Below are 25,940 nucleotides of genomic sequence, written 5' to 3'. Positions count from 1 at the left end.
TTGAATGATCCAAAGAAGGGTCAGCCGAACAAAATTCGGTACAGGGCCCATCATGGGGTGTCATGGACGACATTGATTCGGCGATTGTCCGGGAACTGCAGCGCGATGCGCGGCAGACCAACCGCGACCTCGCCCGCACCCTGCGCATCGCCCCCTCCACCTGCCTGGAGCGGGTCCGCGCGCTGCGCGCCCGCGGCGTGATCACCGGCTACCGCGCCACCGTCGACCTGCGCGCCCTGAACCGCCCCGTCCAGGCGCTGCTGACGGTTCGCATCCGGCCGATGAACCGCGAGGTCATCGAGCGGTTCAAGGCGTTCCTGACCGGGCTGCCCGAGGTCTTGACCGTCTACGTGGTCGCGGGCGGCGACGACTTCCTCGTGCACGTCGCCGTACCGGACGTCGACCGGCTGCACGCACTCCTCATGGATCAGGTCTTCAAGCGCCGCGAGGTCGTCGACTGCCGCAGCTCGGTGATCTACCAGCACGTCACCAACGACGTCGTCGAGGCGCTGCCGCCCGCCACGTCCTGACCCGCACGGGGCCCGGGCGGCGCGCCCGGGCCCCGGCCGCCTCACACCGTCAGGACGATCTTCCCCGCGGTGCGCCCGGTCTCGCCCAGCTCATGGGCCCTGGCCGCCTCGGACAGGGGGAACGCCGCGGCGATCTCCGCCCGCAGCCGCCCGGCCGCCGCCAGCTCGGCGATCGCCCGCATGCCCTGCTGATCGTGCTCGACGACCATGCCCGCCGCCCGCACCCCGAGCCGTGTGGCCTCGGTGCGCACCGCGTCGTCGGCGCCGAGGATGCTCACATACGCCCCGCCGGGGCGCAGCGTGCGCAGCGACCGCGGGCCGTACTCCCCGGCGATGGTGTCCAGGACGACGTCCACGTCGCGTACCGCCTCGGCGAAGTCCACCGTGCGGTAGTCGATCATCTCGTCGGCGCCCAGCCCGCGGACGAACGCATGCTTCGGCTCGCTGGCGGTGCCGATCACATACGCGCCGCGCGCCGTGGCGATCTGCACCGCCAGATGCCCGACGCCGCCCGCCGCCGCGTGGATCAGCACCCGCTGCCCCTCACGGAGCCCGGCGGTGTCCACCAGCGCCTGCCACGCGGTGAGCGCCGCCAGCGGCAGGGCACCGGCCTGGACGTGGTCGAGGGTGTCCGGCTTCGGCACCAGCGCCCGCGCGGGGGCGAGGACGTACTCGGCGAAGGCGCCGACGCCGTCCGGGTAGGGCAGCATCCCGAACACCTCGTCGCCGACCTCGTGCAGCGCCACGCCCCAGCCGACCGCCTCGACCACGCCGGACACGTCCCAGCCGAGCACCAGCGGCAGCGGCCGGGAGACGGTGGTCCGGCGCTGCCGGTTCTTCCAGTCGGTCGGGTTCAGCCCGGCGGCGCGCACCCGCACCAGGACCTGGCCGATACCCGGCACCGGCCGCTCCCGTTCGGTCTCCGTCAGCACCTCGGGGCCGCCGAAGGTGTCCTGGCTGATCACTCGCATCGTGTTCGTCATGGCTCCACGGTGCCCGCCGGGCCCGATCAGGAAAATGGCAGAATTGCCATCCTCCGCTAGGATCGTGCCATGCCTGCTTCCGTGCCCGCCCCGGCTGCCGCCCCGCACCGCGTCGTCGTCCTCGCGCTCGACGGCGTCTACCCCTTCGAACTCGGCATCCCCGCACGGATCTTCGGCGCCCTCCCCGGCCGGTACACCGTCCTCACCTGTAGCGCGGACGGCCGCCCGGTCCGCACCCGCGCCGATTTCACGATCACCGCGGACCACGGACCGGAAGCCCTCGAATCAGCCGATACGGTGATTATTCCGCCGTCCGCGGTCACCGAGGCGCCGGACGCCCTGGCCCGGGTCCGCCCCGGCGCCCGCCTCGTCTCCATCTGCACCGGCGCCCGCGTCCTGGCCGCCGCCGGACTGCTCGACGGCCGCCCGGCCACCACGCACTGGTACGACGCGGCGGAGTTCGCCCGCCGTCACCCCCGCGTCCGCGTCGACCCGGACGTGCTCTTCGTCGACGACGGTGATGTGCTGACCTCGGCGGGCGCCGCCTCCGGCGTGGATCTCTGCCTGCATCTCGTCCGCCGGGACCACGGCAGCGAGATCGCCAACCGGGTGGCACGGGCCTGCGTCGTCCCCGCCTGGCGCGACGGCGGGCAGGCGCAGTACATCGAGCGCCCGGTGCCGTCGCCCGCCGCGGAGAGCACCGCAGCGGCCCGCGCCTGGGCCCTCGACCACCTCCAACTGCCGCTGACCCTGGCTGACTTGGCGGGTAAGGCGCGGATGAGCGGGCGGACCTTCGCCCGCCGGTTCCAGCAGGAGCTGGGCATGAGCCCCGGCCGCTGGCTGATCCAGCAGCGCGTGGACCGCGCCCGCCATCTGCTGGAGTCCAGCGACCTCTCCGTCGACCGGATCGCGGGCGAGGTCGGCTTCGCCACCGCGGCGTCCCTGCGCCAGCACCTCCAGGCGGCGATCGGCGTCTCCCCGCTCGCCTACCGCCGCACCTTCCGCGGCGGCGCGGCGCGCCCGGCCGGTGCGGGCACGGACCGCCCGGCCGTCGCCGCCGCACAGCCCGGCGCGGGAGCCTGAGCCACCGGGCGCCCGCACCGGCGGACGCGCAGACTGACCCCATGGCCGCGAAACGCAGCGCCGGACTGCTGCTGTTCCGCCGCGGTGACACCGGCGACAGTGGCATCGAGGTACTGCTGGCGCACATGGGCGGGCCGTTGTGGGCGCGGCGCGAGGCGGGCGCCTGGTCGGTGCCCAAGGGCGAGTACGTACCGCCGGAGGAGCCCCGGGACGCGGCCGCGCGGGAGTTCACCGAGGAGCTGGGGCTGCCACCGCCGCGTGGGACGTACCTCCCGCTGGGCGAGGTCCGGCAGAGCGGCGGCAAGACCGTGACGGTCTGGGCGGTCGAGGCCGACCTCGACCCGGACGCGATCATGCCGGGAACCTTCGAGACGGTCTGGCCGCCCCGCTCCGGCACGGTGTGCACCTTCCCGGAGATCGACCGCGTCGCCTGGTGCACCCCCGACGAGGCCCGCACCCGCCTGGTGACGGGCCAGCGCGCCTTCCTCGACCGGCTCGCGGAGCACCTGGCAACCGCGGGCTGAGCCACCGGCGCCGGGCCGTACGACGGCTCCCCGGACGGCTCCCGTCCTGGCTGCTGTCCGTCCGGCCGGTCCCGCTGCTCAGACCCGGCCGCGTACCGCCCGGTGGTGCTGGCGGGAGAAGAGGAAGGCGGCGCCGGTGGCCAGCAGCGCCATACCGCCGAGGGCCGGCGGCCCCGCCTCCCCCTCGCTGCCCGTCCTGTGCCCGGCGTCCCGTGCGCCGTGCGCCTCCTCGCGCGCCGCGCCGTGCGGGAGAGCGGCATCCCGTACGACGGCGGGGCGCGGCCCCGGGGCGTGTGCGGCGGCGGGGGCCGGGCAGGCGAGGGCCCCGGTGAGCGCGGCCAGAGCGGCGAGCGCGAGCGGGGCCGGCCGGACGGGGGGCACCGGCGTACGGGAGGCCGTGCGGAGTACGGGCATCGGGATCTCCTTGTCGCGCCGGTGGCGAGGCGGGTGCGGTGGGGGACCGGGTGGTGAACGGCAGTACCCTCCCCGGCATGCCGGCCGCCGACCCGCGCACCCGCCTCGTCACCGCAACGCTAACCAACCCGCGCCGCCGATCCGGCGCCGAAGCGGCCCCAGGAGTGATCCATAAGGCTCCCTTAAGGTCCGGCTAAGCGCGGGCTCAGGTTGCGTGGACAACCCGGGAGCGGAGCCCCGGACTTCACTGCTCCCATCGTCCATGACCGTCCAGGGCGGTCCACCTGGATTCGCCTCCGGTGGCTCCCTGTGTGGCTCCCTTTGGCCCCGTTGCTGGCTCCCCGGTGTGGACGGCAGCGGGGCCGCCTATCCGCAGTACGACCAGCTCTGTACCGTGAAGCAAGCCCCTAATCTGCAGGAGGCAGCACCCATGCGTGGTCTCGGGGATCACCTCAGCATCGGCGAACGGATCGCGTTCTACCGGAAGCGTCGTGGCTACACGCAAGAGGTCCTGGCCGGACTCGCCGGCCGCAGTACCGACTGGCTCGCGAAGATCGAGACCGGCCGAAGGAAGCCGCCGCGCATCGACATGCTCACGGAGCTTGCGCACATCCTGCGCGTGCCTCTGGGAGACCTGCTCGGCCAGACGGTTCTCGTGGAGAGCGGCCAGCAGCAGGACGATGTGCCGGCCGTACGTGATGCGCTCATGAGCCCACGTCGACTCTCGCGGCTGCTCTTCGGTCCGGAAGTCGAAGCGCAGCTCCCGACGCCCGCTCCCGTGGCGGTACGCGTGGAACATGCTTGGAACGACTACCAAGGCGGTCGACTCGGCAGCGTCATCGCCGCGCTTCCTGCCCTCCTCCGGGCCGCACAGGAGCTGGAGGACCGCGCTGCGCGAGTTGGCGATGACCGGCGGGACTGCTGGGCGGTATCGGCCCGCACCCATCACCTCGCCGCCACCACCCTCGCGAAGATCGGCGAGTCCGACATCTCGTGGCTGGCTGCTGAGCGGGCCATGCGAGCGGCGGATGAGTCGGATGACCCGCTGGTTCTCGCCTCGGCAGCTCGCTCCGGCACGCACTCATTGATCGCGAACGGGCGCTATGACGATGCTCTGGAGCTCGGAAACACCGCCGCAGCATGGCTGTCCGCACGTGTGTCGGAGACCGACCCTGCTGCGCTCAGCCTGCTGGGGATGATCCACCTGCGTGCCGCGGTCGCCGCAGCACGTCATCAGGATCGCCCGACCGCAACGACCCTGCTAGACCGGGCGGAGGAGCTGGCGGACGACCTGGGGTCGGACGAGAACTACTGGCAGACCGGTTTCGGTCCGACGAATGTGGCGCTCCACCGGCTGTCCGTCGAGCTGGACCTCGACAACATCTCCTACGTGATCGCGCACGGAGGGATCGACGTGGACCACATGCCGCAGGAGCGCAGCGTCTCGCACCGGATCGATTACGCGCGCGGGCTTTCGCTGGCCGGCCGGACCGACGACGCCTTCGTTGCCCTACGGACGGCCGAACGGACATCCCCGCAGCTCGTACGGAACAATCCCAGGGTGCGCGAGACGCTGCGGGATCTGATCAAGCAGTCCCCGGTGACCGGCGGAGCGCGTTCGTCCGAAGTTTTCGGAATGGCTCAACGATGCAGGGCGGTGCAGTGAGCAAGCGCGGTGTGCTCGGAGTTGTGGGGTCGGCGGCCGGCGGCGTGGAGACGCTTCGTACGGGGCTCGTCGAACCGGCGCTGGAGCGTGGTTGGCAGGTGGCGGTGACGCTGACACCGACCGCGGGACAGTGGCTGCGGGCGAACGGTGAGGTTGAGCTGCTGGAGCAGCTGACCGGCTTGCCCGTACGAGATCAGCCGCGGACCCCCGGCGAAGCGCGCCCGCATCCGGCAGTCGACTGCTACGCGGTCGCTCCCGCATCGGCCAACATGGTCGCGAAGTTGGCGACCGGCCTCATGGACAACCAGGCGCTTACGCAGGTCGGAGAGGCAATCGGAACCCTTGACCTGCCCGTCGTGGTCTTCCCTCGCGTGAACGCGGCGCACGCTCGCCACCCGGCGTGGGAACGCCATATCGGGGACCTCCGGAGAGCTGGTGTCCATCTCGTGTACGGGCCGGAGGTTTGGCCACTGCGCGAACCGCGGAAGGCGCCCGCGGGACGTGGTCTGCCCTGGACGGCGGTGCTGGACGCAGTGGATGCGGCCACGAGTTGATGGGTAGAAACCCAGCCTGAGCGGCAACAAGAGAGGACCCGGACACTCTGTCCGGGTCCTCTCTTGTTGCCGACCCCATGCTTCTCGGCATGACGGGGATCGACGAACGACATGACGTCCTGGGGGGCCTGACTCCCGCCGAGCTGGCTCTGGTTACGACGAGCCTGGCCCAAGCGCGCACCACGGCGAGCGGACTACTTTGCCGAGCTGACGCGCTGCTCAGGCAGGCGGAGACGGGTCTGCCACGACCTTCTCAAGGCGATCGAGACGCTCGCCGAGCAGGCGGAGGGTGTCATGAATCGAATTGAGCTCCTCCGCGAGCGCGACGTAGGCGGGGCTGCTTCCTGGTTCGGTTCCAAGCCGCATAGCAGGGTCGCGGACGAACGTCCCCCGACCCTGCTGGCTCAGGAGCAGGCCTTCGTCGCGGAGCTGGTTGTAGGCGCTCTGCACCGTCATGAGCTGGACGCCGAGTTCCTTCGCGAGCTGACGGGCCGGCGGCATGCGGGAGCCCGTCTCGCGCTGGCCGTCCGCGATCTCCTTGCGGTACTTCGCGGCGATGTCCTTGGCCGTGGGCTTGGGGGCGTCGGAGCTGGGGGTCATACCTCCGAGCGTAACCGGACCTAGGTCAATCTCCAGGGCCGAGCGGGCGAGCAACTTGACATTCAGATTGACCTAGGTCAATCTGAATGTATCGCGAGGGCGCCACCACAGGGCCTAAGTGTCAATCGCTTGACCTGCATAAACGCGTCATCTGTGCCGTCCGGACGCCCCCGTGAAACGGGGCGAAAGTGAGCGGCCGTTGCTTGAGAACTCAACAGTGAGACAAACGACGGGGTTCGAGTCCCCGTCCCCGCAACGGCCCGGGTGATGGCCGCCCGGCGGCCACTTCGTGGCAGGCGAACCTGACCTGCCCTCGCGTGCCAGCTCTGGAGAACACCCCTCGGGAAGCATCCCTTCAGCAGTCTGGAGGTCAGTCCTGCGGGTGCCACCTGGCACGCGCCGCCCTGTTGGCGTCAGAGCAGTGACGATGACGCACCCGACCACGGCTCGGGACCGGCACACCGCCGCAAGCGGTGCACCGGTGAACGCCGACTCGGAGACCGCCCGGAACACCCCGGGCCGACCGAAGGAGACCCCATGGGTCGTCGACATACCTAGGCACTGCCGATGCAGGACCAGCCCGGCAGCCACGCCCACCGCGTCCCCGCCCGGCGCCGCCTCCGGACACGTCCGACAGAGGCGGCGCCGCGCATTCACTGGAGCCCCGCGGGCTATCTGCGGCCGGTTGCCTCCCCCGCCCGTCCAGCCTCTTTGGTGCTGTACGGGCGGGGCTGAGGGGAGCCGGAACATCCCTCCGACCTCAAGGAGCATCGTGAGCACTGTCGAGATCACGTCGTTCGGCTATCTCCACGCCGAACCGCCCACCGCGCATCTGACCATCGACCTGCGTCAGCATTTCCGTGACCCGCACGTCCGGCCGGAGCTGCGGTACATGACCGCCGAGGACGAGCCGGTCCGTACCGCGGTCCTGAACACCCCCGGCATCACCGACCTGATCACGTCCACCGCTGCGGCGGTGGACGCGTTCGCCGCCGGGCCCAGCACCGGCGTGGTGACCGTCGCCGACGGATGTGCCGGCGGCCGCCACCGTGCCCCGACCTTCGCCCGCGCCTTGGCCGATCGGCTCCTCCAGGCCGGGCACACCGTCGTCCTCACCCACCGCGACCTGGACAAGCCCGTCGTCCAGCGCTGACAGCCGCCAACGCCAGATGAGAGGACCACTACTGATGGAGATCGACCTGACCGGCAAGAGCTGGGCGAACAAGGTGTCGCCCGAGATGACGCTCGACGAGCTCGGGGACGCCATGGACACCTACCGCTCCACTGGCTGCCAGCTCGACGCCAACGTCGCCCTCGGCTACCAGGCCGAATGGGAGCGCCGCTTCGGCCTGGAGGGCTACGGCGACTGACCCGAGCAGCACTGATCGCTGTATCGCCCTGATGGTCGCAGGCTGGGTTCGACTCCCGGCCAGGGCACTCGGTCCGCCACCCGGCGGGCCAACAAGAAGCGCGGGCTCCGGAGTTGCGCCTCCGGAGCCCGCCACAGGATCACCTGACTGGAAGGCAAACCTGTGAAGAACATCTTCGCATCCCTCCCCGCCCCGCTGGCATCCAGCGATCAGGCCGATGAGGCCCTGCGCCGCGCTCAGGCGGCCGACGCACGGCGCGAGGGCGGTGCCTGATGGAAAACGCCGAACAGGTGGCCGCTGACGCGCTCACCCAGCAGCGCATCGAAGCCGCCGCGGAAGCCGCCCGCGCCGCCGAGGCCGCCCGCGCCGCCGCCGCAGAGCAGCAGAACAACTAACCGCCGCCCGCCCCTTTCGCTGGCCGCCGCCTTTTCTGGGCGGCGGCCAGCGGCACACCCGGAGACATCATGAAGAACTTCTTCGGCCGCCAGCAAGCGGTCACCGACCTCGACGCCATCGAGCTGGCCCTCGGCACCCCGCCCGCCCTGTGGCTGGGCGAGGACGGCGAGAGCCCCGCCGAGCGCGCCGCCCGCCTCGACGCGGCCGCCGACATCATCGCCGCTGACCCGGACCTCTACGACCGGTCCCTGCACGCCGCGGCAGACCTCCTGGAGACCCACCCGCACCTGACCGCCCTGCCGGTCCATCGCACCCCTGCCACGGTCATCCCGCTCCGAGCCCGACGCACCACCGGCTACGTGGCGGAGGCGGCGGCATGAGCGACAACACGACACCCGCCGCGCACCTGCAGGCGGCCTCCGAAGCAGTACGTCAGCACAACCACTCCGCCGTGAACGGCGGGTACACGAGCACGCCCGAGGCCAGCCGGGCCGCCGTCGCCCTGGTGGAGATGTGCCAGCGGACGCGGCAGGCCCTCGACCACATGGGCGCCCGCGTGCAACGGGACCTGGCCGCCGGGGTGCTCGCCCCGGACGACCGGACCGCCCCCGAGGTCCACGCGCACGGCGCCGAACTGGCGCTGCTGGACGCGGGCGCCGCCCTGGCCGTCTTGCTCGGCTACCTCCAGGAAGCCAGCGGCCACCTGTGGCACCTGGGCATGACCTACATCCCCGAGGAGCCCGACGCATGAGCTACCAGGACCCCGCCCTGGCCGCCGCGCACGCGGAGGTCAAGGCCGAGCTGGCCCGCACCGACACCAAGGCGTCGTTGCTGCTGGCGTTCAACGGTGCGCTGACAGCCGGCGTGTGGACCGTGGCCACCCGACTCCACCTGAACCTGCCCGCCATGGCCGTTGGGATCGGCGGCGCTGCGGCGTTGCTGACGTCCTGCGCCGTGCTGCTGTCCACGACCCGGCCCAACCTCGGCGGACGGCACCGCAGTCCGTCGGGCTTTCCGCTCTGGGCCACCCTGACCCCTGACACCCTCCTCACTGCTGTCGCCGAGGAGCACCGCGCCGCGCACGTCGTCGCCCTGTCGAAGATCGCCGTCGCCAAGTTCGCCCGCCTCCAGCGGGCGATCGACCTCACCCGCGGCGCCGGCGCCGCCTTCGTCCTCGCCGCCGTTCTGGCGTGGGTCGGGGAGGTGGCGGCATGAGCGAAGAGACCCGACCGCGACGCCCCCTGACCAAACTGCAAAGGGCGGTGCTGATCGGCGCGTTCGTGCCGATGGTCGTCACCGGCGGCGCGGGTGCGACGGGGACGTTCAGCAACATCTCCCACGCCTACGGCAGGGGCACCGCGCTCGGCGCGGTGGCGGCCGGTGAGGGCGTCACCGCAGTCCTGGCGCTGGTGTTGCTGGGGCTGACGATGCTCGGCCAGACCTCCCACCCGGTGATCCGGGTGGGCCTGTGGGTCCTGCCGGCCTCCGCGGCGGCGATGTCTGCCATGGCCGCGCCGGACACCGGCCGGGCCATCATCTACGCCCTCACCCCGATGGGCATGTGCGTGGCGGCGGAGGGCATGGCGTTCCTGGCCCGCCGCATCGTCGTCCACCAGGACGGCCGCGACGCCGACGCCGACCGCAAGGCCGCGGCGACGGTCCAGGCGCTGGCGTATCAGCGGGCCCTGTCCGCCAACCACCCCGACAAGAAGAAGCGGCACAAGGCGGAGCGCAAGTCCTGGAAGCTCGCCAAGAAGGTCGGCGTCGGCGACACCACTCTCGCCCCGAAGTTGCTGACGGTTCAGCGCGAGCGGGTCACGGACGGCGCCGACACCGCCCTGGCGTCGATGTTCGCCGTCACACCCCCCGTCACACCCGTGACGCCTCCCGTCACACCCCCCGTGACGGCCGTGACGGACGCCGTGACGCCCCCCGCGCTGCCGCAGGCGCCGCCCAGCGCCCCCGACAGCCTCCCGGCACCGCCTCAGAACGCGCTCCCGGAGCCCGAGGACGACAAGCCGCAGGCCAGCGCCCCGGACGCTCCCGCAGAAACCGTGATCCCCCTGCCCACGCCACGCTCCGATACGTCCGCATCGGATGTCGTCACGCCCGTCACGGTGGGCGTGACACCCGTGACAGACCCCGTCACGGACCCCGTGACGGGTGTGACGGACCCCGTGACGGCCGACGAGCCGGACACACCCGACGACGACGGTGAGTCCGCCGGTGTTGAGGCCGTGACGCTGGAGGAGATCGCGGCCGTGGCGGGAGTGCTCACCCCCGTGCCGGGTGAGCCGCTGACCGACGCCCAACTGGATGTCGTGCTGCGGCACCTGCGGTACTCGGACGATCCGCCCCTGTCCTACCGCAAGGCCGCCGAAGCCTTCCGCGCCGCCGGCTTCGTCAGCGGTGAAGGCCGCATCCGCAAGGCGTGGGGCGAGCTGGTCTCCCGCGAGGAGAGCAACACCGAACAGCAGTAGTCCGGCACCACCAGTGACGGCCAGCCCCATGCCGGGCTGGCCGTTGCTGCGACTGCCGGAAGTCGACAGCGCAGACCCGACGAGCAGGCGACGAGTGACCCGGCCAGCACCCCTGGCCGGTGAGCAGACCCGCCAGCAGACCCGACGAGCGTCACCCGGCCCGACCAGCAGTCGAGGCACACCCCGAACACACACCGCCCTCGCCAGCTAAGGAGCTTCCGCATGATCGCCCTTGTCCGAACCCGCACCCTGCGGGCCCTGCGTGACGGCCTTTCCGAGGCCGAGACGGCGACCACCGCCGCCCGCGCCGAGGCCGCGCAGCGCCAGCAGAGCGCGGAGATTGCCCTGGAGGAACAGCGCGCCGCGCTTGCCCAGGCCGCTGTCGACGTCGCCCGGCTCGAAGGCGAACTAGCGGCCCTGCGGGCCCAGTCCCTCCTTGATACCGAGGACCGCCAGGCTCTGCGGACCCTGCTGCGGACCGTCCGCAAGCAGCTCGCCCGGGAGGCCGACCGCGTCCACATCCTCTTCCGCTCCGGCGAGCTGCACAGCGTGCACGCCACCCGGGACGCGGCGGAGATCGCCGCCGAAGCCGAGGGCGCCTCGCGGGACGGATGGATCTCGCTCCCCGCCTCCTGGACCGACTCCCCGGCCTCGGCGTCCGAGACCCGGTGGCGCCTTCAGTCGTTCGCGCTCGGCGGCACCCGGTGAGCAACCTGCCGGTCTACCCGTGGCGCCTCGCCCCGGACGGCCTGGCCACCCGCCGCCAGCTCCGCGCCCTCGGTCTGCGGCCCGGCGGCCAGGACGTCGCCGCCCAGCTCGAACGGCCCCGGCGCCGCGGCGGCCCGCTCGTCGCCTACCTCTACCGCATCGACCGTGCCGTCCCGGTCCGGCCGATGACCCTGGCCCGCTGGGCGGCCCTGGGGCGGGCGCTGGCCGCTCGCCGGACCTGCCCTGCCTGCCGCCGTGACACCGGCTGCACCATCCCCACTTCGCTCGGCGTCTGCGTGCTCTGCGCCGACGCGCCTGTTCTCGCTGCCTGAAACGGAGCCCTCATGCAGTCCCGTTCTCGTCGTCTCCTGACCGTCGCCGCTCAGCTCGGTGCCGGTGGCCTCATGGCCGCCAGCGTCACCTCCGACCTGGCCCCCTACCAGGTGCCCGGCTCCACGACCGCCTCGTGCGCTATCGCCTTCGGCGCCTGCGCCTTCACCGGGGTCGGCCAGGCCATCGACTTCTTCACGCGCACCGTCCACCGGTGCCCGGACTGCTCCATGACCGTCCGGCTGCACGGCACGGACGCGGCCGAGGCCCGGCGCTGGCAGGAGGCCATCGCCGACCACCCGCAGCACCGCCTGCCCCACTGAACGCTGAACGACGGAGGTCCCGGCCCTGCAAGGCCGGGACCTCCCCTCTTTCTTCCGGGTGGCCGCTGCTGCCAGGCGTCCGGCCACCCGTGCCCGTCCCGTACGAGACAGGAGCACACCCAGCATGACACCGCACACCTTCACCAACCGCCCCCAGCACGCCACCAACGCCCTGCGGGGTGAGTGGTGATGGCGTTCTTCGGCCTGTTCGGCAACGACCGCGAGATGGCGGAGACCACCTACGCCGGCCGTGAGTCCGCCTCCGATCGTGCGGCCCGCAAGCGTCGCGAAGGGCACCGCCGCAACGCCACCGCCACCTACCGGCAGGGGCAGGCGTGGGAGGACGCCGAGCGTGAGCGGCAGGACCGCGGCGGGAGGCGGCGCCGGTGACCAGCCGTATGACCCCCGAGCTGCTGAACGCGCGGTCGCTGGCGGCGGTGGCCACCGTCCCGCCGTCCTACGACGGCGTCGCCGCCTGCGCCCCGCACATCCGGCTCTTCGACCAGGCCAGCAGCGGACACTCGCCCGCCGACGTCCGCCACCGGGCCGCCGGCATCTGCGCCCGCTGCCCGCTCGCGGCCCGGTGCGCCTTCCGCATCCAGCCGCCCCGCCGCTACCGCCGCACGTGACCACCGCGGCCCGCACCTGGTGCGGGCCGCCTCCGCCTTCGGGGAGCCTTCATGTTCGCTTGCCTGCTGATCCGCCGTCCCCGCCGCCTGCGCCGTCTGCGGCGGCGGGCGGCTGCCGCCGCACCGACCACCCGCACCTACCTGCCCGGCCTCCTGGCCGAACCGCCCCGCACCCGCCCTGGCGTGCCGGTACCGGACGCCGAGGAGCTGGAGGTCAAGGCGAAGCTCCACTCCCTGATCATCGGCCCCACCCCGCTGAGGGGCGGTCGCGGTGACTGACGCCACCACCGAGGCCAAACCCGCCGAGGCCGGGGAGGAGACGCCGCCGGAGGGCGGGTGGCCGCTGGCGGACGGCGGATGCTGCGCCGCCTGCCCGATCCGCGCCGGGTGCGCGCTCGCGGCGGAGACCTACCGGGTCTGCCCGATCACCGGCACGGTCCCGCCGACCGCGCCGCCGCCCCGCGCCCCGGAACCGCCCGCAGGGCCCACCAACGTCTACGACGACCCCGACGCCCTCCTCGACGTCCAACCCGAGCCCGGGACGGAGACGGGGCCGGGACGGCGGTTCGATGCGACCGCCGTCGCCAGCCGCGGCGTCGAAGCGGCCATCTCCAGCGCCTTCGGCCTGGGGTGGACCGACATTGCCGCCTTCCTCATCGAGCGGGGCGGCGGGCGGACCGACTCCGAGGGCAACCCCGTCGACTGGGGCCGCCTCCAGATCAAGAGGAACTTGTTGTGCGGCGCGCTGGCGATGGCGGTGCCGCTGGGGGAGCACACGGCGGCCGGGTGGGTCGCCGACACTCTCCACCGCTACACCCTCACCGCCGTCTTCGCCCCGGCCGGTACGGCAATCGCTTTCGCCGGGCCGGTCGTCATCGGGCTCTTCGTGCCCGGCTTCAGCGGCATCGCCCGGTTCATCATCGCCGCCGCCTGCACCGCCGGCCGCGCCGTGGTGTGGGTGGTGCGCTCCCGGCTCGGCTGGGTCATCACCCGCCCCGCCATCTGGGCCGTCATCGGCGGCATTGCCCTGCTCACCGGCCGCGCCCTTCTCCGTTTCTTCACAGGAGCCTGACGTGGCCTTCTTCGCCGTTTTCTTCGGGGCCGCCCTCGGCCTCTTCCTCATAGCCGTCGGCCCCAGGGCGGGCGGCCGCCTCGTGATCACCCTGGCCGCCTGGGGCGCCCTGGGCTGGCTCGCCCTCCTGACCTACCGCTCCCTCCTCCACGCCCTCACAGGAGCCTGATCCGTGGACCTCTTCGACAACCCGGCTGCGAACGCGTCGTTCGGCAGCCTCGCCTGCGCCGCCATCGGCACCGTCGTCATCGTCGCCGGATTCAAGTACAAGTGGCTCAAGGCCAAGTCCACCGTGCTCCTGGTCGCGGTGTTCATCCTGCTGGTCACCGTGAACTCGGGTGGCCTCCTCGGTGAGATCGCCGGGGCCATCCGCCATGTCCTCAACGCGGGTGGTGAGGCCGCCGTGCAGGGGGTCTCCGGCACCAAGGTCACCCCTAACGCCCCGCACACCACCGTCAGCCCGGTCTCCGCAGGCGGCGCCGTCGTCGGCCTGTGCGGTATCGCCTGGTACGGCGTGAAGTTGTTCGCCGCCAAGGGCAAGGCCAAGGACCTCAAGGAGATGTGCGTCGGCCTGGGCGTCGGCGTCTGCTATGGCACGGGCTTGGGTTTCACCGGCTACTTCGTCGCCGCCAGCGTGCTGGCTGCCAACAACGTCGGCCTGTGGCTCGTCGGCGGATGAGCCGGGGCACGACGGTCCTCCACACCCCCTTTTTCGGCGGGTGTGGTGGGCCGCCGTGCCCCGGAACCGCCGCCGACGGAGGACGACATGAGCACCACCCACCACCAGCCCCAGGGTGACGTCCTCCCCACCGAGGACCACCCCGTCTGCACCGACCTCAAACCCACCAACACCACCACCCCCGCTCACCCCGAACAGGCCCCCGCCGAACCGCCCACCCCCAGCAACACAGCCACCGCACGCGTGACGAAGACCGTCCTGCGCACCATCGCCGGGCACACCCTGCCTGGTCTGCGCCACACCTGGGCTGCCCTGCACCACTGGACGACCCTGGCGTACATGTCGGACGAGGAGATCCGTCGGCGCCTCGTCAAACGCCATCTCGACACCTACGTTGAGCAGCGCGACGACATCACCCGCCAGATCGAGCAGACCAGCAAGAAGACCCGCAAACTCGCCCGTGACGCCGTGGATTTCGGCCTCACCCGCGAAGACGCCAAGCGGCTCAAGGATCTCGGCGCCGAGCTGCAGCTCCGCCGCACCGCCGGTACCGCACTCACGCAGATCAAGTTCGACGTCGCCGGGGCCCAGCCGAGCACCGCGCAGGTCCGCCGCTTCCGCACCCTGCGCGCCCTCGGCCGTTTCGCCGGGGTCCTCGTCCCGGCGACCGCCACCACGCTCGGCGTCATCCTCGCCGCCCCGGTGGCGGGGCTGGTCGCGGTGCCGGTCTTCGCCGGGGCTGCCTGGTGGCTCGGCCGCCACCCCCTCACCCTCACCACCCGGCCTCTGCCCGCCGACCTCACCGGCCCCCGCGAACTCGAACCCCCGAAGACCCCGGCCGCCGCCGAGAGCGCCGCGTCGTCGGGTGCCGCCAAGGAGGTGCCGGAGGAGGTCATCCGGCTCGACGCCGCCCTGACCGCAGCTGGGTTGCTCGCGAAGGGCCGTGGCCTCGACATCATCGAGGCTCCCGACTTCAGCATCGGCAACGGCTACACCCTCGTCGCCGACCTGCCCAAGGGCGGCGGGAAGCTCGTGCGGGACGTGCTGAACAAGCTCGACGTGATCGCCGGTGAACTCGGCCGTCCACCCATGCAGCTCGTCATCCGCGAAGTCCCCGGTTCCGAGGGCGGGCACGGCCGCCGGATGCGCCTGTGGGAAGCCGAGACCGACCCCTACCTGGCCGTCGGCCACGCCACCAGCCCCCTCACGGACGCCGAGACCTGGGACTTCTGGTCCGGCACCCCGCTCGGCCAGACCGTCCAGGCCGAACGCCGCACCCTCCCCACCGAGTTCGGCGGTGGCTTCACCAGCCACTTCTTCTCCGGGATCATGCGCTTCGGCAAGACCGCCGCGATGCGCCTGGACGTCGCCGCTGGCCTCCTCGACCCCGGCGTCCGCCTCTACCTCGCCAACGGCAAAGCCGGAGTCGACTGGCGCGCCGCGGCTGAGGTCGCGCACCGCTTCACCGAAGGCACCGACGATGCCGGGCTCGCCGCGTTCGAGGCTCTCCTCGACGAGCTCGTCGACGACATGAACACCCGCTACCGCGACCTCGGCGACCTCGCCCACCTCGTCCCCGACGGCCGCCTCACCCCCGACCTCGCCCGCAACCACCACCTGCCCGTCCTCCTCGCCGCCATCGACGAACTCCAGCTCTACCTCCTCGCCCTCCCGCCCAAGCGCCGCGACCGCGCCCTCGAAAAGCTCAAGAACCTCCTGCGGGCCGGACCCGCCGCCGGCGTGTTCCTCGTCGTCGGCACCCAGCGCCCCGACGGCGAGGAGGTCCCCACCGGGTTCCGGGACCTCTTCGGCGTCCGCGTCTCCGTGCGGTGCCTCGACTCCCGCTCCAGCCGCATGAGCCTGGGCGACCTCGCCTCCGACGCCGGAGCCGACGCCTCCGTCCTCACCGAAGACCACATCGGCGTCGTCGTCGCCGCCACCGGCCACCGCTGGGAAATCCTGTCCGCCGACTTCCTGCGCCTGTCCGACTTCGCCGCGATCTGCCACCGCGCCCGCCGCCTGCGCGAGCAGGCCGGGACCCTCACCGGCGACGCCGCCGGACAACCCCGCATCTCCGAACCCCGCGAAGTGCGGGCGGTCCGCGCCTGCCTCACCGCCCTCGACGACCTCGACACCGACCGCGCTCGCCTCGAAACCCTCGCCGACGCCATCGGAGACGACACCGAATTCGAGGACATCGACAAGACCCAACTCGGCACCCTGCTCCGCAAAGCCGGGTGCGGACCCGCCGTCAGCATCGGCGCCGTCGACGGCCTCAAGAACGCCCGCGGCTACAAGCGCACTGCCCTCGAAGACGCCCTCGACAGCGCCACGTAACCCGCTCGGGAACCCGCTCAGCCCCCGCTCGATGCCCGCTCGTAGGGCGCTCGGCACCCGCTCGCCCCCGCTCCCTCCGAGCGCCCTGCGAGCGGGTACAGAGCGCCCTGCGAGCGGGGTGGACACCCCCTGTGACCTGCGAACGAGCGGGTACAGCCTCTTATCCAGGAGAACCATGGAATTCGCCCCCGGAACCCTGATCGTCCTCGTTGGACCCGCCGGCAGCGGCAAAACCACCTACGCCGCCGCCTTTCCCGACACCTGGCGCGTCTCCCTCGACGCCTACCGGCGCCTGGCCACCGACGACGCGGCCGACCAGACGGCCACCCCCACCGCGGCCCAGATTCAGAACCTCCTCCTCGACGCCCGCCTCGCCCGCGGCCTCACCACGATCGTCGACTCCACCAACGTCTTCGCCCACGTCCGCGCCGGACTCCTCGCCCGCGGCCGCTACTACGACCGCCCCATCACCGTCGTGCTCTTCACCACGCCCCGCACCCTGTGCGAGCAGCGCAACGCCGCCCGCGACCGGCGCGTACCCGTCGACGTGATCCACGCGCAGGACACCAGCCGCCCCACCCGCGAGCAGCTGCTCGCCGAGGGCTTCACAGACATCCGCCTCGCACCCCCCACCACCGCCCCCCTCACCGTCACCCACAGCTAGGAGCACCTCATGGAATGCGAAGGCGAACTCATCGACGGCATCTGGCAGCCCTGCGGCTGCGACGACTGCCAGCAGGCCGAATGCGACGCCATCGAAGCCGACGTCGAGTACGGCGCCCTCACCGAGGACGAAGCCCTCGACCTCCATTACCACAACTGCCACCTCTAACCAGCAAGGAGAAGCGCATGGCCATGGGAGAAACCCCGATCACTATCACCGGCAACCTGACCTCGGACCCGGAATTGAAGTTCACACCGTCCGGCGCGGCGCTGGCGAAGTTCACCGTCGCCTCCACACCCCGCACCTACAACCGCGAGACCAACCAGTGGGTCGACGGCACGGCCGCGTTCTTCCGCTGCGCGGCCTGGCGGCACCTCGCTGAGCACGTCGCCGAATCCCTCACCAAGGGCACGCGCGTCGTCGTCTCCGGCCGGATCCGCCAGCACAACTGGGAGACCCCCGAGGGGGAGAACCGGTCGATGCTCGCCGTCGAAGTCGACGACATCGGCCCGTCGCTCCAGTTCGCCACCACCACCGTCACCAAGACCGGCCCCCGCAACGGCGGTAGCAAGCCCACCGGCAGCGGCGACGTCTGGGACACCACCCCGGCGCCCAGCACGCCCGGCGGGGACACACCGCCGTTCTGATCACGCCCGGGGCGACCGCCACGTCTCGCCAAAGAACGCGGTCGCCCCGGCTCCCAGCCCGTACTACAGAACTGGAGACCCCAGCATGACCCATACCTCCGCTCGCCACCCAGACCACCTGCGACTGGCCCTCACCCTGGCCGCCACCGGCACACCGGTCCTGCCCCTGAGCCGCGGCAAGCGCCCCGTCGCCAACTGCCCCGCCTGCGCGGGAAGCGCCTGCGGGGACCGCCCCCACATGCGCGCCGCCGGGCCGTGCCAGTGCCCGCGGCCGTGCCACGCCTGGGCCGCCGCCACCACCGACCCCGACGTTCTCACCTCCACTGCGTGGGCTCCGGCCTGGCGTGCCGCCGCCGCCGTCGCCTACGACCCCGGCACCGCCGGGCTCACCGTCGTCGACCTGGACGACGCTGCCGCCGTCGAGTGGGCGCGTGCGAGCCTGCCGCCGACCCGGACCGTCCGCACTACCCGCGGCCAGCACTGGATCTACTCCGGCTCGATGCGGTCCGCGAACCGGGTCCGCCCCGGCGTCGACATCAAGTCCCGCATGCAGTACGCCCGGTGGCTGGGCCCCGGCACCGGCGAGATGGAACACCTCCCGCCAGCGGTACGCGCCCTGGTCGAAGAAGACACCACCCCGCGCCCGGTGACGGCCTGTTCCCCCACCGTGCGGCTGACCGTCGACCGCAGTGGCGCCACTGGATGCCGTCACACCGAGCGCTACGTCCTCACCGGCCTCCTCCGCGGCGTCGAACTCATCCGAGCCCGCACCGAGAGCGGCGCCGGATCCCAGGCGTACGGCGCCGCGTCCTTCCTGGCCGCCCAGCACGCCGACTGCCCTGGCCCCTGCGACCTCGACCACCTCGCCGAACACCTCGTTGACGCCGCCGTTTCCGTCGACGTCCCCGAGTCCTACGCCCGTCGCGCCGTCACCCGCGGCCTGGCCGGCACCCGGAAGGCAGCATGAACCCCCACCCGGGCGCCGGGGTGGTCTCTTCCACCCCTCACACGCGCGCCGCTCACCCCGCCGACTCGGCCCAGCCCAAGACCGCCGGGGGCGCCCCGAAGGGCGTCGCCGAAGGCGTCCTTTCAGCTCTTCGCCCTGACCCGCACCCGGCCGACGGGCGACACCCCGTCGCCTGGCTGCACATCACCGCACCCCGCGGTGCATCTCCCACCGCCCGGTCGGTGTGCGTGTGCGGGCGGGACCTGTTCGCCGCTGGACACGCCAAGGTCCACGCCCTCATCGCCGACCACACCAACCACCGCGACGCCTGCCCCCAGCGCCCGCGCCACGAAAGGAACAGCGCATGACCAGCCCCGACGCCATCGACGGCGCCGCCCTCCTCAACGAGATCGAGGCGTTCCATCGGCGCTTCAACGTCTTCCCGCGCCAGGCCGCGTATGTCGCGGTGACCCTCTGGGACGCCCACGCGCACCTCTTCGACGCCTTCGACTCCACGCCCCGCCTCGCGTTCCTCAGCCCGGAGCCCGGCAGCGGCAAGAGCCGCGCCCTGGAGATCGTCAACACCCTCGTCCCGCGCGCCCTGGCCACCGTGAACGCGAGCGCCAACGCCCTGTTCAGGGTCGTCACCTCCGACGCCGGCCGCCCCACACTCCTCTTCGACGAGATCGACACGATCTTCGGCCCCAAGGCGGGCGGCAACGAAGAACTGCGAGGCTTCCTCAACTCCGGCTACCGGCGCGGCGCCTCATCCCTGCGCTGCGTCGGCGAAGGAACCAACCAGAGCGCCGCGCCCTTCCCCTCGTTCTGCGCCGTAGCCATCGCAGGTCTCGGGTCCCTGCCCGACACGATCCTGACCCGCTCCGTCATCATCCGCATGCGCAAGCGTGCCCCCAACGAGAAGGTCGAGCCCTACCGCCAGCGGATCCACGAGAAGGAGGGACACGCGCTGCGCGACCGCCTCGCCGAGTGGGCCGACCAGGTCCGCGACGACGTCACCGACGCCTGGCCCCAGCTCCCCGACGGAATCTCCGACCGGCCCGCCGACGTCTGGGAACCCCTTCTCGCCGTCGCCGAGGCCGCGGGCGGGGACTGGCCCGAGCGCGCCCGCGCCGCCTGCGTCGAGCTGGTCGCCGCGGCGACCGACGGCGACCCCGTCTCCGTCGGCGTCCAGCTCCTCACCGACCTGCGAGACAAGGTCTTCCAGGGCGTCGACCGGATGCCCACCGCCGCCATCCTCGCCATCCTCCTGGAGTTGGAAGACGCCCCCTGGGCCGACATGAACGGCCGCCCGCTCACCTCCCGGGGCCTGGCGAAGATGCTCGGCGAGTACGTCACCAGCAACAACACGCCGATCAAGCCGCGGTCAATCCGGACCTCCTCGGGTGTGCCGAAGGGCTACTACGCCGAAGACCTCGTCGACGCGTGGGACCGCTACTGCTCCGCCCCCACCCAGACATCCGCTACATCCGCTACATCCGCTACGCCCCAGGTCAGCGGGGGTGTCGCTGTAGCGGATACGAGCGCTGTAGCGGATCGAACCGCAACACCCACCCTCGCCCTCGCCCCCACCGCCTAGCACGCCTATCCGCTACACCCCGCACATCCGCTACACCAAAACCGGCCCTGACCTGCGGTGTAGCGGATGTAGCGGATGTAGCGGACTCCCCAGGAAGGGGAGACGAAGACCTGATTCGTCTCAACGAAAGAGGAGTTCATGGCAACGGCTCCGACACAGCCTCGCCTCTACAAAGTTGAGGATGCAGCGCGATTGTGCGGCCTTGGTCGATCGATGGCGTACGAGGAGATCCGACTCGGACGGCTCCGCACTGTGCGGGTCGGACGACGCCGACTCATTCCGCTTCAGTACATCGACGAATATGTCGCTTTGCTGATGCAGGAGTCAGACGCAGCTAGCTGAATCGGCAAGCGAGTGGGGTCACGTCGCCAGGCGACGTGACCCCACTCCAATTCTGGGAGGAAAATGCGTGACTAGCCGCAAGTCCAACGGTGAAGATTCGATCTACTGGGACAAATCCAAAGGTCGATACATCGGAGCGATCTCGCTCGGATATTTTCCTGACGGTCGACGTAATCGACCAAAGGTTTCAGGGAAGACCAAGACTGAGGTTCGAGCCAAGCTTCGAGAGAAGAAGAAGGAAGCCGAGGCGGGTGTGAGGTCGCGCGCCACCTACACCGTCGAAAAGGCTGTGAGGGCATGGCTAGCCCATGGGCTCAAGGGGAGGGACAAGGGGAGCATTGAAACCTACACCAGGATGGCCACGAATCACGTGATCGCTGACCTGGGAAGGGCGAAGCTGACCGATCTCACGCCTGACGCTGTCGACTGCTGGCTTGACGAGAAGTCGATGGTCCTCGCGAAAAGCTCGTTGGAGATGATCCTTTCGATCCTGCGTCGGTCGATTTCGCATGCGCAGCGCAGCGATCTGGTCATGCGCAATGTCGCTGAACTCGTAGAATTGCCTGACGGTCAGCCAGGTAGGCCGAGTAAATCGCTTACGCTGAAGCAGGCGGAGTCTGTGCTTGCTGCGAGAAAAGGGTCTTGGGTTCACGTATACGTTGCGGTTTCACTTCTCGTAGGTATCCGGACAGAGGAGGTTCGACCCCTTACGTGGAGTCGGGTGCACCTTTCCCCGGAAGGGGAATTTTCACCGCACATTGAAGTTTGGAGGTCAGTGCGTCGACATGGAGAAACCAAGACTCAGAGGAGTCGACGCACTTTGGGGATGCCCCAAGGGCTGGTGGAACTCCTTGCGGAGCATCGTGTGACGCAGCAGGCTCGGCGAGAACGGCTGGGCCTAACCTGGGACCCTGACGGTTTCGTCTTCGGTACGGACGTCGGTGAGCAACGAACCGCGAACCATGTGCGGCGCAACTTTCGTGCGCTACTGCGTGACGCCGGGTTCCCGGACCCGACGCAGTGGACGCCACGGGAGCTCCGGCACAGCTTCGTCTCCATCCTCTCGGACCAAGGTGTCCCAGTGGAGAAGATCGCTCAGCTTGTAGGCCACAGCTCGACACGGGTGACCGAGGCTGTCTACCGGCACCAGATCCGCCCCGTGATCACGGAGGGGGCTGAGGCCATGGACGAAATCTTCTTCAGAGGCGTGAACGGGAACGCCGGGGATTGAGGCGCGCTTGCCTCGCGTGGCTCCCTGTTTGGCTCCCAGGTGAGCCACGGGGAGCCACCTCCCTACGTCTGACCTGCTGCGTACCCTTCCGGCTCCCTTAAGGTCCGGCTAAGCGCGGGCTCAGGTTCCGGGAGCCGCCCGGGCCCGGCGGCTCCCGGGGCGGAAGGCGGCTCCGGGAAAACCCGCTTCCAGGGCCCTGTCGAGAAGGGGCCCGCCACGAGATATCTTGATGTCGAGCAATGTTGCAGACGTGGAGCGGAGCACCCGGTGACTGACTCGACCATCATCTACACCCACACCGACGAGGCGCCGGCACTGGCGACCTCCTCGTTCCTGCCGGTCATCGAGGCGTACGCCTCGACCGCGGGCGTCGCTGTGGAGACCCGTGACATCTCCCTCGCGGGCCGGATCATCGCGAGCTTCCCCGAGCGCCTGCGGGAGGACCAGCGCATCGACGACGCCCTCGCCGAGCTGGGCCGGCTGGCGAAGACGCCGGGCGCCAACATCATCAAGCTGCCGAACATCTCGGCGTCCATCCCGCAGCTCAAGGCCGCCATTGCCGAGCTGCAGGAGCAGGGCTACGCGCTGCCGGACTACCCGGACGACCCGAAGACCGACGAGGGCAAGGACGTCCGCGCCCGTTACGACAAGGTCAAGGGCAGCGCCGTCAACCCGGTCCTGCGTGAGGGCAACTCCGACCGCCGCGCCCCCGCGTCGGTCAAGAACTACGCCAAGGCCCACCCGCACCGCATGGGCGCCTGGACCGCCGACTCGAAGACCAACGTCGCGACCATGGGCGTGGACGACTTCCGCTCCACCGAGAAGTCCGCGGTCCTCGCCGCGGACGGCGCGCTCCGCATCGAGCTGACCGGCGACGACGGCTCCACCACGGTGCTGCGCGAATCGGTGCCGGTGCTCAAGGGCGAGGTCGTCGACGCCTCCGTGATGCGCGTCGCCGCGCTGCGCGAGTTCTTCACCGCGCAGGTCGCCCGCGCCAAGGCCGAGGGCGTCCTCTTCTCGGTGCACCTCAAGGCCACGATGATGAAGGTCTCCGACCCGATCATCTTCGGTCACGCCGTGCGCGCCTTCTTCCCCAAGACCTTCGCCGCGTACGGCGACGTCCTGGCCGCCGCGGGCCTGACCCCGAACGACGGTCTCGGCGGCATCCTCAAGGGCGTCGAGGCGCTGCCCGAGGGCGCGGCCATCAAGGCGTCCTTCGAGGCGGAGCTGGCCGAGGGCCCCGAGATGGCGATGGTCGACTCCGACCGCGGCATCACCAACCTGCACGTCCCGTCCGACGTCATCGTCGACGCGTCGATGCCGGCCATGATCCGCACCTCCGGCCACATGTGGGGCCCCGACGGCCAGGAGCACGACACCCTCGCCGTCCTCCCCGACAGCAGCTACGCCGGTGTCTACCAGGTCGTTCTCGACGACTGCCGCGCCAACGGCGCCTTCGACCCGGCCACCATGGGTTCGGTGCCCAACGTCGGCCTGATGGCGCAGAAGGCCGAGGAGTACGGCAGCCACGACAAGACCTTCGAGATCCCCGCCACCGGCACGGTGCGCGTCCTCGACGGCAACGGCGACGCCGTCCTGGAGCAGGCCGTCGGCGCCGGTGACATCTTCCGCATGTGCCAGACCAAGGACCTGCCGATCCAGGACTGGGTCAAGCTCGCCGTCACCCGCGCCCGCGCCACCGGCGACCCGGCCGTCTTCTGGCTCGACGAGGGTCGCGCCCACGACGCGCAGCTGATCGCCAAGGTCACGGCGTACCTCGCCGACCACGACACCGACGGTCTGACGATCGAGATCATGACCCCGGAGGCGGCGACCGCGTTCTCCCTGGAGCGCATCCGCCGCGGCGAGAACACCATCTCCGTCACCGGCAACGTCCTGCGCGACTACCTGACGGACCTCTTCCCCATCCTGGAGCTGGGCACCAGCGCCAAGATGCTCTCCGTCGTCCCGCTGATGAACGGCGGTGGCCTCTTCGAGACCGGCGCCGGCGGCTCCGCCCCCAAGCACGTCCAGCAGCTGGTCAAGGAGAACTACCTGCGCTGGGACAGCCTCGGCGAGTTCCTCGCGCTGGCCGTCAGCTTCGAGCACCTCGCGCAGACCACCGGCAACGCCCGCGCCCAGGTCCTGGCCGACACGCTCGACCGCGCGACCGGCACCTTCCTCAACGAGGACAAGTCCCCGAGCCGCAAGCTGGGCGGCATCGACAACCGCGGCAGCCACTTCTACCTGGCCCTCTACTGGGCCCAGGAGCTGGCCAAGCAGACCGACGACACCCAGCTCGCCGAGGCGTTCGCGGCCCTCGCCAAGACCCTGAACGAGCAGGAGGGGACCATCGTCGACGAGCTGATCGCGGTCCAGGGCTCCCCGGTCGACCTCGGCGGCTACTACCAGCCGGCCACCGCCAAGGCCGACGCCGTCATGCGCCCGTCGGCGACGTTCAACCAGGCGCTGGCCGGCCTCATCTGATCTGGCTTGTGGGGCGATTCCGACGCTCCGTCCTCCGCCCCGTCCGGTGCTTGCCGGGCGGGGCGGAGACCGTTCGGGGCTTGCCCTGCCGGGGGCGGTCGGTCCGCCTCGCGGGTGGCGCGCGCCCCACGCCCCGCGCCTCCCGCGCCCGGCGCTCGCCCTGCTCCCCGGCTCACCCCTGCTCCAGCTCCCGGACGCAGCGCCATTCGAAGCCGTACGGGCGGTAGCCCAGGGCGTGGTTGACCGCGAGCATCGGGGCGTTGGACGCGTCGTTGCCGGTGAACGCCTCGGTGCAGCCCGCGTCCCGGGCCCGGCGCAGGGACGCCGTCTTGGCGAGGTGGGCCAGGCCGCGGCCCCGGTGCGCCCGCCGCGTTCCGGTCATGCTGGAGGAATACCGGCCCAGGCCGTCGGTGGTCGCCAGGGTGAAGGCCGCCACCTCACCGTCGACGGTCACCACCGTCGTCAGCCGCGGATCGTGGTCGGGGTGCTCCCAGATCTGCCGCCGCCAGTGCGTGTACGTCATGGCGTCGCACGGCACATCGCCCGGCTCGTCCACCGCCGTCTCGGCGTCCGCGGCGAACACCGGCGCGGGGTCCGCGGCGAAATCGGCGCCCGTGTGCAGCCGTACGCCCGGCGGCAGTTCACCGGGCGGCGGCAGCGCCGCGCCCGCCAGACCGAGCCGGAGGAAGTGGGCCGGACGGGTCCGGCGGTAGCCGCGCCGGTCCGCGAAGGCGAGCGGGCCCGGCGCGTTCTCCACCCAGGCGAAGATCCGTTCCGCGCCGACGGCCGCGAGATGGTCCTCGGCGGCGCCCAGCAGCGCCGCGCCCGCCCCGTACCACCGGTGCTCGGGATGCACATGGGGCGTTGCGGAGCCCTGCCCCGGCACGCTGCTGTCGTGCACCAGGCGGGCGGTGACGGCCCCGATCACCCGGCCTTCGTGCTCCGCGACGAGACACCGCAGACGCTGTTCCGGGGCGGCGGTGGCGAGCTGCCGGACGAGGCCCTGCGGGGTGGCGATGACGGCGGGGAGGGCGGCGCGCCGCAGGTCGGCGACGGCCTGGGCGTCCGAGGGATGGAAGTCACGCACGGTGGGACTCATGGCCGCGGACGGTACGCCACGGGCGGGCCGATCGCCTCCGGTTTTCACGGGCCGGGCGCCGGTCACGAGCGGCCCGGCGCCGCACCGTCCCGGTGCGTCCGCCCTGCGCCCACGGCCGGTCCGGTCCGGCATCCGCGGGGCGGGGACCGGCCCGGACGCGCCGCCACCGGCGGGCAGGGCCCGTCCGGGTGACGCCGCCACCGGAAGGCCGATCGTGCCGCTCGCCGGAGCCCGTTCGTCCGCGGTGGT

General features: G+C 71.4%; 35 protein-coding genes. 31 read left to right on the top strand and 4 right to left on the bottom strand.

All coding sequences use genetic code 11. The annotated features are described in order from the left end of the window. Positions 1 to 62 precede the first annotated feature (62 nt). Positions 63 to 530: an Lrp/AsnC family transcriptional regulator gene (locus tag OG422_RS05900; RefSeq protein WP_143940195.1), complete on the top strand. Its 468-nt coding sequence runs from the start codon at positions 63 to 65 to the stop codon at positions 528 to 530. A gap of 41 nt (positions 531 to 571) precedes the next feature. On the opposite strand, the gene OG422_RS05895 is transcribed toward OG422_RS05900, so the two are convergent. Continuing rightward, complete coding sequence (locus OG422_RS05895) at positions 572 to 1,513, bottom strand: NADP-dependent oxidoreductase (RefSeq protein WP_405740510.1); 942 nt, start codon at positions 1,511 to 1,513, stop codon at positions 572 to 574. Positions 1,514 to 1,582: 69 nt separating this feature from the next. On the opposite strand from OG422_RS05895, the gene OG422_RS05890 reads away from it, so the two are divergent. Together OG422_RS05890 and OG422_RS05885 are read left to right on the top strand one after the other, a co-directional pair. Further along, complete coding sequence (locus OG422_RS05890; protein WP_405740507.1) at positions 1,583 to 2,596, top strand: GlxA family transcriptional regulator; 1,014 nt, start codon at positions 1,583 to 1,585, stop codon at positions 2,594 to 2,596. Between the two features lie 41 nt (positions 2,597 to 2,637). Further along, a complete protein-coding gene (locus OG422_RS05885) occupies positions 2,638 to 3,120 on the top strand; it encodes an NUDIX domain-containing protein (RefSeq protein ID WP_405740504.1) in 483 nt (160 codons plus the stop codon). 78 nt (positions 3,121 to 3,198) lie between these two features. Here OG422_RS05885 and OG422_RS05880 read toward each other — a convergent pair whose 3' ends face one another. Next, positions 3,199 to 3,534 carry a hypothetical protein gene (locus OG422_RS05880; RefSeq protein ID WP_405740501.1) on the bottom strand — a complete coding sequence of 112 codons (336 nt, stop codon included), beginning with the start codon at positions 3,532 to 3,534 and terminating at the stop codon, positions 3,199 to 3,201. Between the two features lie 430 nt (positions 3,535 to 3,964). Here OG422_RS05880 and OG422_RS05875 point away from each other — a divergent pair, with 430 nt between their 5' ends. Both OG422_RS05875 and OG422_RS05870 read left to right on the top strand, forming a co-directional pair. Then, on the top strand, positions 3,965 to 5,200 hold the full coding sequence (locus OG422_RS05875; protein ID WP_405740498.1) for a helix-turn-helix domain-containing protein: 1,236 nt from the start codon (positions 3,965 to 3,967) through the stop codon (positions 5,198 to 5,200). Next, positions 5,197 to 5,754: a flavoprotein gene (locus tag OG422_RS05870; protein WP_405740495.1), complete on the top strand. Its 558-nt coding sequence runs from the start codon at positions 5,197 to 5,199 to the stop codon at positions 5,752 to 5,754. The genes OG422_RS05875 and OG422_RS05870 overlap by 4 nt, the downstream gene beginning before the upstream one ends. Before the next feature lie 219 nt (positions 5,755 to 5,973). Here OG422_RS05870 and OG422_RS05865 read toward each other — a convergent pair whose 3' ends face one another. Then, positions 5,974 to 6,354: a GntR family transcriptional regulator gene (locus tag OG422_RS05865; protein WP_405740492.1), complete on the bottom strand. Its 381-nt coding sequence runs from the start codon at positions 6,352 to 6,354 to the stop codon at positions 5,974 to 5,976. A 769-nt stretch (positions 6,355 to 7,123) separates the two neighbouring features. Between OG422_RS05865 and OG422_RS05860 the strand changes: the two genes are divergently transcribed. The 26 genes from OG422_RS05860 (at position 7,124) to OG422_RS05735 (ending at position 24,592) form a co-directional block, all read left to right on the top strand. Beyond that, the gene (locus OG422_RS05860; protein ID WP_405747653.1) at positions 7,124 to 7,507 is read left to right on the top strand and encodes an ATPase; all 384 of its coding nucleotides are present in this window, start codon (positions 7,124 to 7,126) and stop codon (positions 7,505 to 7,507) included. Positions 7,508 to 7,541: 34 nt separating this feature from the next. Further along, positions 7,542 to 7,724 carry a hypothetical protein gene (locus tag OG422_RS05855; RefSeq protein WP_405740489.1) on the top strand — a complete coding sequence of 61 codons (183 nt, stop codon included), beginning with the start codon at positions 7,542 to 7,544 and terminating at the stop codon, positions 7,722 to 7,724. Between the two features lie 272 nt (positions 7,725 to 7,996). Beyond that, on the top strand, positions 7,997 to 8,119 hold the full coding sequence (locus OG422_RS05850) for a hypothetical protein (protein ID WP_405740486.1): 123 nt from the start codon (positions 7,997 to 7,999) through the stop codon (positions 8,117 to 8,119). A gap of 69 nt (positions 8,120 to 8,188) precedes the next feature. After that, entirely contained in the window at positions 8,189 to 8,500 is a 312-nt protein-coding gene (locus OG422_RS05845) for a hypothetical protein (RefSeq protein ID WP_405740483.1), read from the top strand. Continuing rightward, the gene (locus OG422_RS05840; protein WP_405740480.1) at positions 8,497 to 8,871 is read left to right on the top strand and encodes a hypothetical protein; all 375 of its coding nucleotides are present in this window, start codon (positions 8,497 to 8,499) and stop codon (positions 8,869 to 8,871) included. The genes OG422_RS05845 and OG422_RS05840 overlap by 4 nt, the downstream gene beginning before the upstream one ends. Continuing rightward, entirely contained in the window at positions 8,868 to 9,335 is a 468-nt protein-coding gene (locus tag OG422_RS05835; RefSeq protein ID WP_405740477.1) for a Pycsar system effector family protein, read from the top strand. Before OG422_RS05840 ends, OG422_RS05835 begins: the two co-directional genes overlap by 4 nt. Next, positions 9,332 to 10,600, top strand: coding sequence for a hypothetical protein (locus OG422_RS05830; RefSeq protein ID WP_405740474.1), 1,269 nt, complete (start codon positions 9,332 to 9,334; stop codon positions 10,598 to 10,600). The genes OG422_RS05835 and OG422_RS05830 overlap by 4 nt, the downstream gene beginning before the upstream one ends. Positions 10,601 to 10,822: 222 nt before the next feature. Continuing rightward, positions 10,823 to 11,308 (top strand): hypothetical protein, encoded by a 486-nt coding sequence (locus OG422_RS05825; protein ID WP_405740471.1) that lies wholly within the window; start codon positions 10,823 to 10,825, stop codon positions 11,306 to 11,308. Beyond that, positions 11,305 to 11,640, top strand: coding sequence for an RRQRL motif-containing zinc-binding protein (locus tag OG422_RS05820; protein ID WP_405740468.1), 336 nt, complete (start codon positions 11,305 to 11,307; stop codon positions 11,638 to 11,640). The genes OG422_RS05825 and OG422_RS05820 overlap by 4 nt, the downstream gene beginning before the upstream one ends. Positions 11,641 to 11,652: 12 nt before the next feature. Beyond that, positions 11,653 to 11,961 carry a hypothetical protein gene (locus OG422_RS05815; protein WP_405740465.1) on the top strand — a complete coding sequence of 103 codons (309 nt, stop codon included), beginning with the start codon at positions 11,653 to 11,655 and terminating at the stop codon, positions 11,959 to 11,961. A 189-nt stretch (positions 11,962 to 12,150) separates the two neighbouring features. Next, positions 12,151 to 12,351, top strand: a complete 201-nt coding sequence (locus OG422_RS05810; RefSeq protein ID WP_405740462.1) for a hypothetical protein — start codon at positions 12,151 to 12,153, stop codon at positions 12,349 to 12,351. Further along, positions 12,348 to 12,590 (top strand): hypothetical protein, encoded by a 243-nt coding sequence (locus tag OG422_RS05805; RefSeq protein ID WP_405740459.1) that lies wholly within the window; start codon positions 12,348 to 12,350, stop codon positions 12,588 to 12,590. Before OG422_RS05810 ends, OG422_RS05805 begins: the two co-directional genes overlap by 4 nt. 51 nt (positions 12,591 to 12,641) lie before the next feature. Beyond that, complete coding sequence (locus tag OG422_RS05800; protein WP_405740457.1) at positions 12,642 to 12,869, top strand: hypothetical protein; 228 nt, start codon at positions 12,642 to 12,644, stop codon at positions 12,867 to 12,869. Beyond that, positions 12,862 to 13,662: a hypothetical protein gene (locus tag OG422_RS05795; protein ID WP_405740454.1), complete on the top strand. Its 801-nt coding sequence runs from the start codon at positions 12,862 to 12,864 to the stop codon at positions 13,660 to 13,662. The genes OG422_RS05800 and OG422_RS05795 overlap by 8 nt, the downstream gene beginning before the upstream one ends. 1 nt (position 13,663) lies before the next feature. After that, complete coding sequence (locus OG422_RS05790) at positions 13,664 to 13,831, top strand: hypothetical protein (protein ID WP_405740451.1); 168 nt, start codon at positions 13,664 to 13,666, stop codon at positions 13,829 to 13,831. A 3-nt stretch (positions 13,832 to 13,834) separates the two neighbouring features. Then, positions 13,835 to 14,341 carry a hypothetical protein gene (locus OG422_RS05785; protein ID WP_405740448.1) on the top strand — a complete coding sequence of 169 codons (507 nt, stop codon included), beginning with the start codon at positions 13,835 to 13,837 and terminating at the stop codon, positions 14,339 to 14,341. A gap of 87 nt (positions 14,342 to 14,428) precedes the next feature. Continuing rightward, on the top strand, positions 14,429 to 16,678 hold the full coding sequence (locus tag OG422_RS05780; RefSeq protein ID WP_405740445.1) for a hypothetical protein: 2,250 nt from the start codon (positions 14,429 to 14,431) through the stop codon (positions 16,676 to 16,678). Positions 16,679 to 16,853: 175 nt separating this feature from the next. Further along, positions 16,854 to 17,342, top strand: a complete 489-nt coding sequence (locus OG422_RS05775) for an AAA family ATPase (protein ID WP_405740442.1) — start codon at positions 16,854 to 16,856, stop codon at positions 17,340 to 17,342. Positions 17,343 to 17,351: 9 nt separating this feature from the next. Further along, the gene (locus tag OG422_RS05770; RefSeq protein WP_405740439.1) at positions 17,352 to 17,510 is read left to right on the top strand and encodes a hypothetical protein; all 159 of its coding nucleotides are present in this window, start codon (positions 17,352 to 17,354) and stop codon (positions 17,508 to 17,510) included. Positions 17,511 to 17,527: 17 nt separating this feature from the next. Further along, positions 17,528 to 17,989 carry a single-stranded DNA-binding protein gene (gene ssb, locus OG422_RS05765; RefSeq protein WP_405740436.1) on the top strand — a complete coding sequence of 154 codons (462 nt, stop codon included), beginning with the start codon at positions 17,528 to 17,530 and terminating at the stop codon, positions 17,987 to 17,989. Between the two features lie 85 nt (positions 17,990 to 18,074). Further along, positions 18,075 to 18,956: a bifunctional DNA primase/polymerase gene (locus OG422_RS05760; protein WP_405740433.1), complete on the top strand. Its 882-nt coding sequence runs from the start codon at positions 18,075 to 18,077 to the stop codon at positions 18,954 to 18,956. Further along, on the top strand, positions 18,953 to 19,303 hold the full coding sequence (locus OG422_RS05755; protein ID WP_405740430.1) for a hypothetical protein: 351 nt from the start codon (positions 18,953 to 18,955) through the stop codon (positions 19,301 to 19,303). Before OG422_RS05760 ends, OG422_RS05755 begins: the two co-directional genes overlap by 4 nt. Beyond that, positions 19,300 to 20,532 carry a DUF3631 domain-containing protein gene (locus OG422_RS05750; RefSeq protein WP_405740427.1) on the top strand — a complete coding sequence of 411 codons (1,233 nt, stop codon included), beginning with the start codon at positions 19,300 to 19,302 and terminating at the stop codon, positions 20,530 to 20,532. Before OG422_RS05755 ends, OG422_RS05750 begins: the two co-directional genes overlap by 4 nt. A gap of 138 nt (positions 20,533 to 20,670) precedes the next feature. Continuing rightward, the gene (locus tag OG422_RS05745; protein WP_405740424.1) at positions 20,671 to 20,874 is read left to right on the top strand and encodes a helix-turn-helix domain-containing protein; all 204 of its coding nucleotides are present in this window, start codon (positions 20,671 to 20,673) and stop codon (positions 20,872 to 20,874) included. A gap of 67 nt (positions 20,875 to 20,941) precedes the next feature. Next, positions 20,942 to 22,105, top strand: coding sequence for a tyrosine recombinase XerC (gene xerC, locus OG422_RS05740; RefSeq protein WP_405740421.1), 1,164 nt, complete (start codon positions 20,942 to 20,944; stop codon positions 22,103 to 22,105). A gap of 267 nt (positions 22,106 to 22,372) precedes the next feature. Next, positions 22,373 to 24,592 carry an NADP-dependent isocitrate dehydrogenase gene (locus tag OG422_RS05735; RefSeq protein WP_405740418.1) on the top strand — a complete coding sequence of 740 codons (2,220 nt, stop codon included), beginning with the start codon at positions 22,373 to 22,375 and terminating at the stop codon, positions 24,590 to 24,592. A 172-nt stretch (positions 24,593 to 24,764) separates the two neighbouring features. Here the strand turns inward: OG422_RS05735 and OG422_RS05730 are convergent, their stop codons facing one another. After that, entirely contained in the window at positions 24,765 to 25,691 is a 927-nt protein-coding gene (locus tag OG422_RS05730) for a GNAT family N-acetyltransferase (protein ID WP_405740415.1), read from the bottom strand. Positions 25,692 to 25,940 lie beyond the last annotated feature (249 nt).

This window comes from Streptomyces sp. NBC_01525, from assembly GCF_045040405.1.
Classification (GTDB): Bacteria; Actinomycetota; Actinomycetes; order Streptomycetales; family Streptomycetaceae; genus Streptomyces; species Streptomyces benahoarensis.
Note: the sequence above shows the minus strand (reverse complement) of the source record. Positions and strands in the feature narration are given on the sequence as shown.

Bases quoted from the DNA above. Each gene is read 5' to 3' on its own strand.
- OG422_RS05900 (WP_143940195.1), top strand. From the start codon at position 63: ATGGACGACATTGATTCGGCGATTGTCCGGGAACTGCAGCGCGATGCG.
- OG422_RS05895 (WP_405740510.1), bottom strand. From the start codon at position 1,513: ATGACGAACACGATGCGAGTGATCAGCCAGGACACCTTCGGCGGCCCC.
- OG422_RS05890 (WP_405740507.1), top strand. From the start codon at position 1,583: ATGCCTGCTTCCGTGCCCGCCCCGGCTGCCGCCCCGCACCGCGTCGTC.
- OG422_RS05885 (WP_405740504.1), top strand. From the start codon at position 2,638: ATGGCCGCGAAACGCAGCGCCGGACTGCTGCTGTTCCGCCGCGGTGAC.
- OG422_RS05880 (WP_405740501.1), bottom strand. From the start codon at position 3,534: ATGCCCGTACTCCGCACGGCCTCCCGTACGCCGGTGCCCCCCGTCCGG.
- OG422_RS05875 (WP_405740498.1), top strand. From the start codon at position 3,965: ATGCGTGGTCTCGGGGATCACCTCAGCATCGGCGAACGGATCGCGTTC.
- OG422_RS05865 (WP_405740492.1), bottom strand. From the start codon at position 6,354: ATGACCCCCAGCTCCGACGCCCCCAAGCCCACGGCCAAGGACATCGCC.
- OG422_RS05855 (WP_405740489.1), top strand. From the start codon at position 7,542: ATGGAGATCGACCTGACCGGCAAGAGCTGGGCGAACAAGGTGTCGCCC.
- OG422_RS05850 (WP_405740486.1), top strand. From the start codon at position 7,997: ATGGAAAACGCCGAACAGGTGGCCGCTGACGCGCTCACCCAGCAGCGC.
- OG422_RS05845 (WP_405740483.1), top strand. From the start codon at position 8,189: ATGAAGAACTTCTTCGGCCGCCAGCAAGCGGTCACCGACCTCGACGCC.
- OG422_RS05840 (WP_405740480.1), top strand. From the start codon at position 8,497: ATGAGCGACAACACGACACCCGCCGCGCACCTGCAGGCGGCCTCCGAA.
- OG422_RS05835 (WP_405740477.1), top strand. From the start codon at position 8,868: ATGAGCTACCAGGACCCCGCCCTGGCCGCCGCGCACGCGGAGGTCAAG.
- OG422_RS05830 (WP_405740474.1), top strand. From the start codon at position 9,332: ATGAGCGAAGAGACCCGACCGCGACGCCCCCTGACCAAACTGCAAAGG.
- OG422_RS05825 (WP_405740471.1), top strand. From the start codon at position 10,823: ATGATCGCCCTTGTCCGAACCCGCACCCTGCGGGCCCTGCGTGACGGC.
- OG422_RS05815 (WP_405740465.1), top strand. From the start codon at position 11,653: ATGCAGTCCCGTTCTCGTCGTCTCCTGACCGTCGCCGCTCAGCTCGGT.
- OG422_RS05810 (WP_405740462.1), top strand. From the start codon at position 12,151: ATGGCGTTCTTCGGCCTGTTCGGCAACGACCGCGAGATGGCGGAGACC.
- OG422_RS05800 (WP_405740457.1), top strand. From the start codon at position 12,642: ATGTTCGCTTGCCTGCTGATCCGCCGTCCCCGCCGCCTGCGCCGTCTG.
- OG422_RS05780 (WP_405740445.1), top strand. From the start codon at position 14,429: ATGAGCACCACCCACCACCAGCCCCAGGGTGACGTCCTCCCCACCGAG.
- OG422_RS05775 (WP_405740442.1), top strand. From the start codon at position 16,854: ATGGAATTCGCCCCCGGAACCCTGATCGTCCTCGTTGGACCCGCCGGC.
- OG422_RS05770 (WP_405740439.1), top strand. From the start codon at position 17,352: ATGGAATGCGAAGGCGAACTCATCGACGGCATCTGGCAGCCCTGCGGC.
- ssb (WP_405740436.1), top strand. From the start codon at position 17,528: ATGGCCATGGGAGAAACCCCGATCACTATCACCGGCAACCTGACCTCG.
- OG422_RS05760 (WP_405740433.1), top strand. From the start codon at position 18,075: ATGACCCATACCTCCGCTCGCCACCCAGACCACCTGCGACTGGCCCTC.
- OG422_RS05755 (WP_405740430.1), top strand. From the start codon at position 18,953: ATGAACCCCCACCCGGGCGCCGGGGTGGTCTCTTCCACCCCTCACACG.
- OG422_RS05750 (WP_405740427.1), top strand. From the start codon at position 19,300: ATGACCAGCCCCGACGCCATCGACGGCGCCGCCCTCCTCAACGAGATC.
- OG422_RS05745 (WP_405740424.1), top strand. From the start codon at position 20,671: ATGGCAACGGCTCCGACACAGCCTCGCCTCTACAAAGTTGAGGATGCA.
- OG422_RS05730 (WP_405740415.1), bottom strand. From the start codon at position 25,691: ATGAGTCCCACCGTGCGTGACTTCCATCCCTCGGACGCCCAGGCCGTC.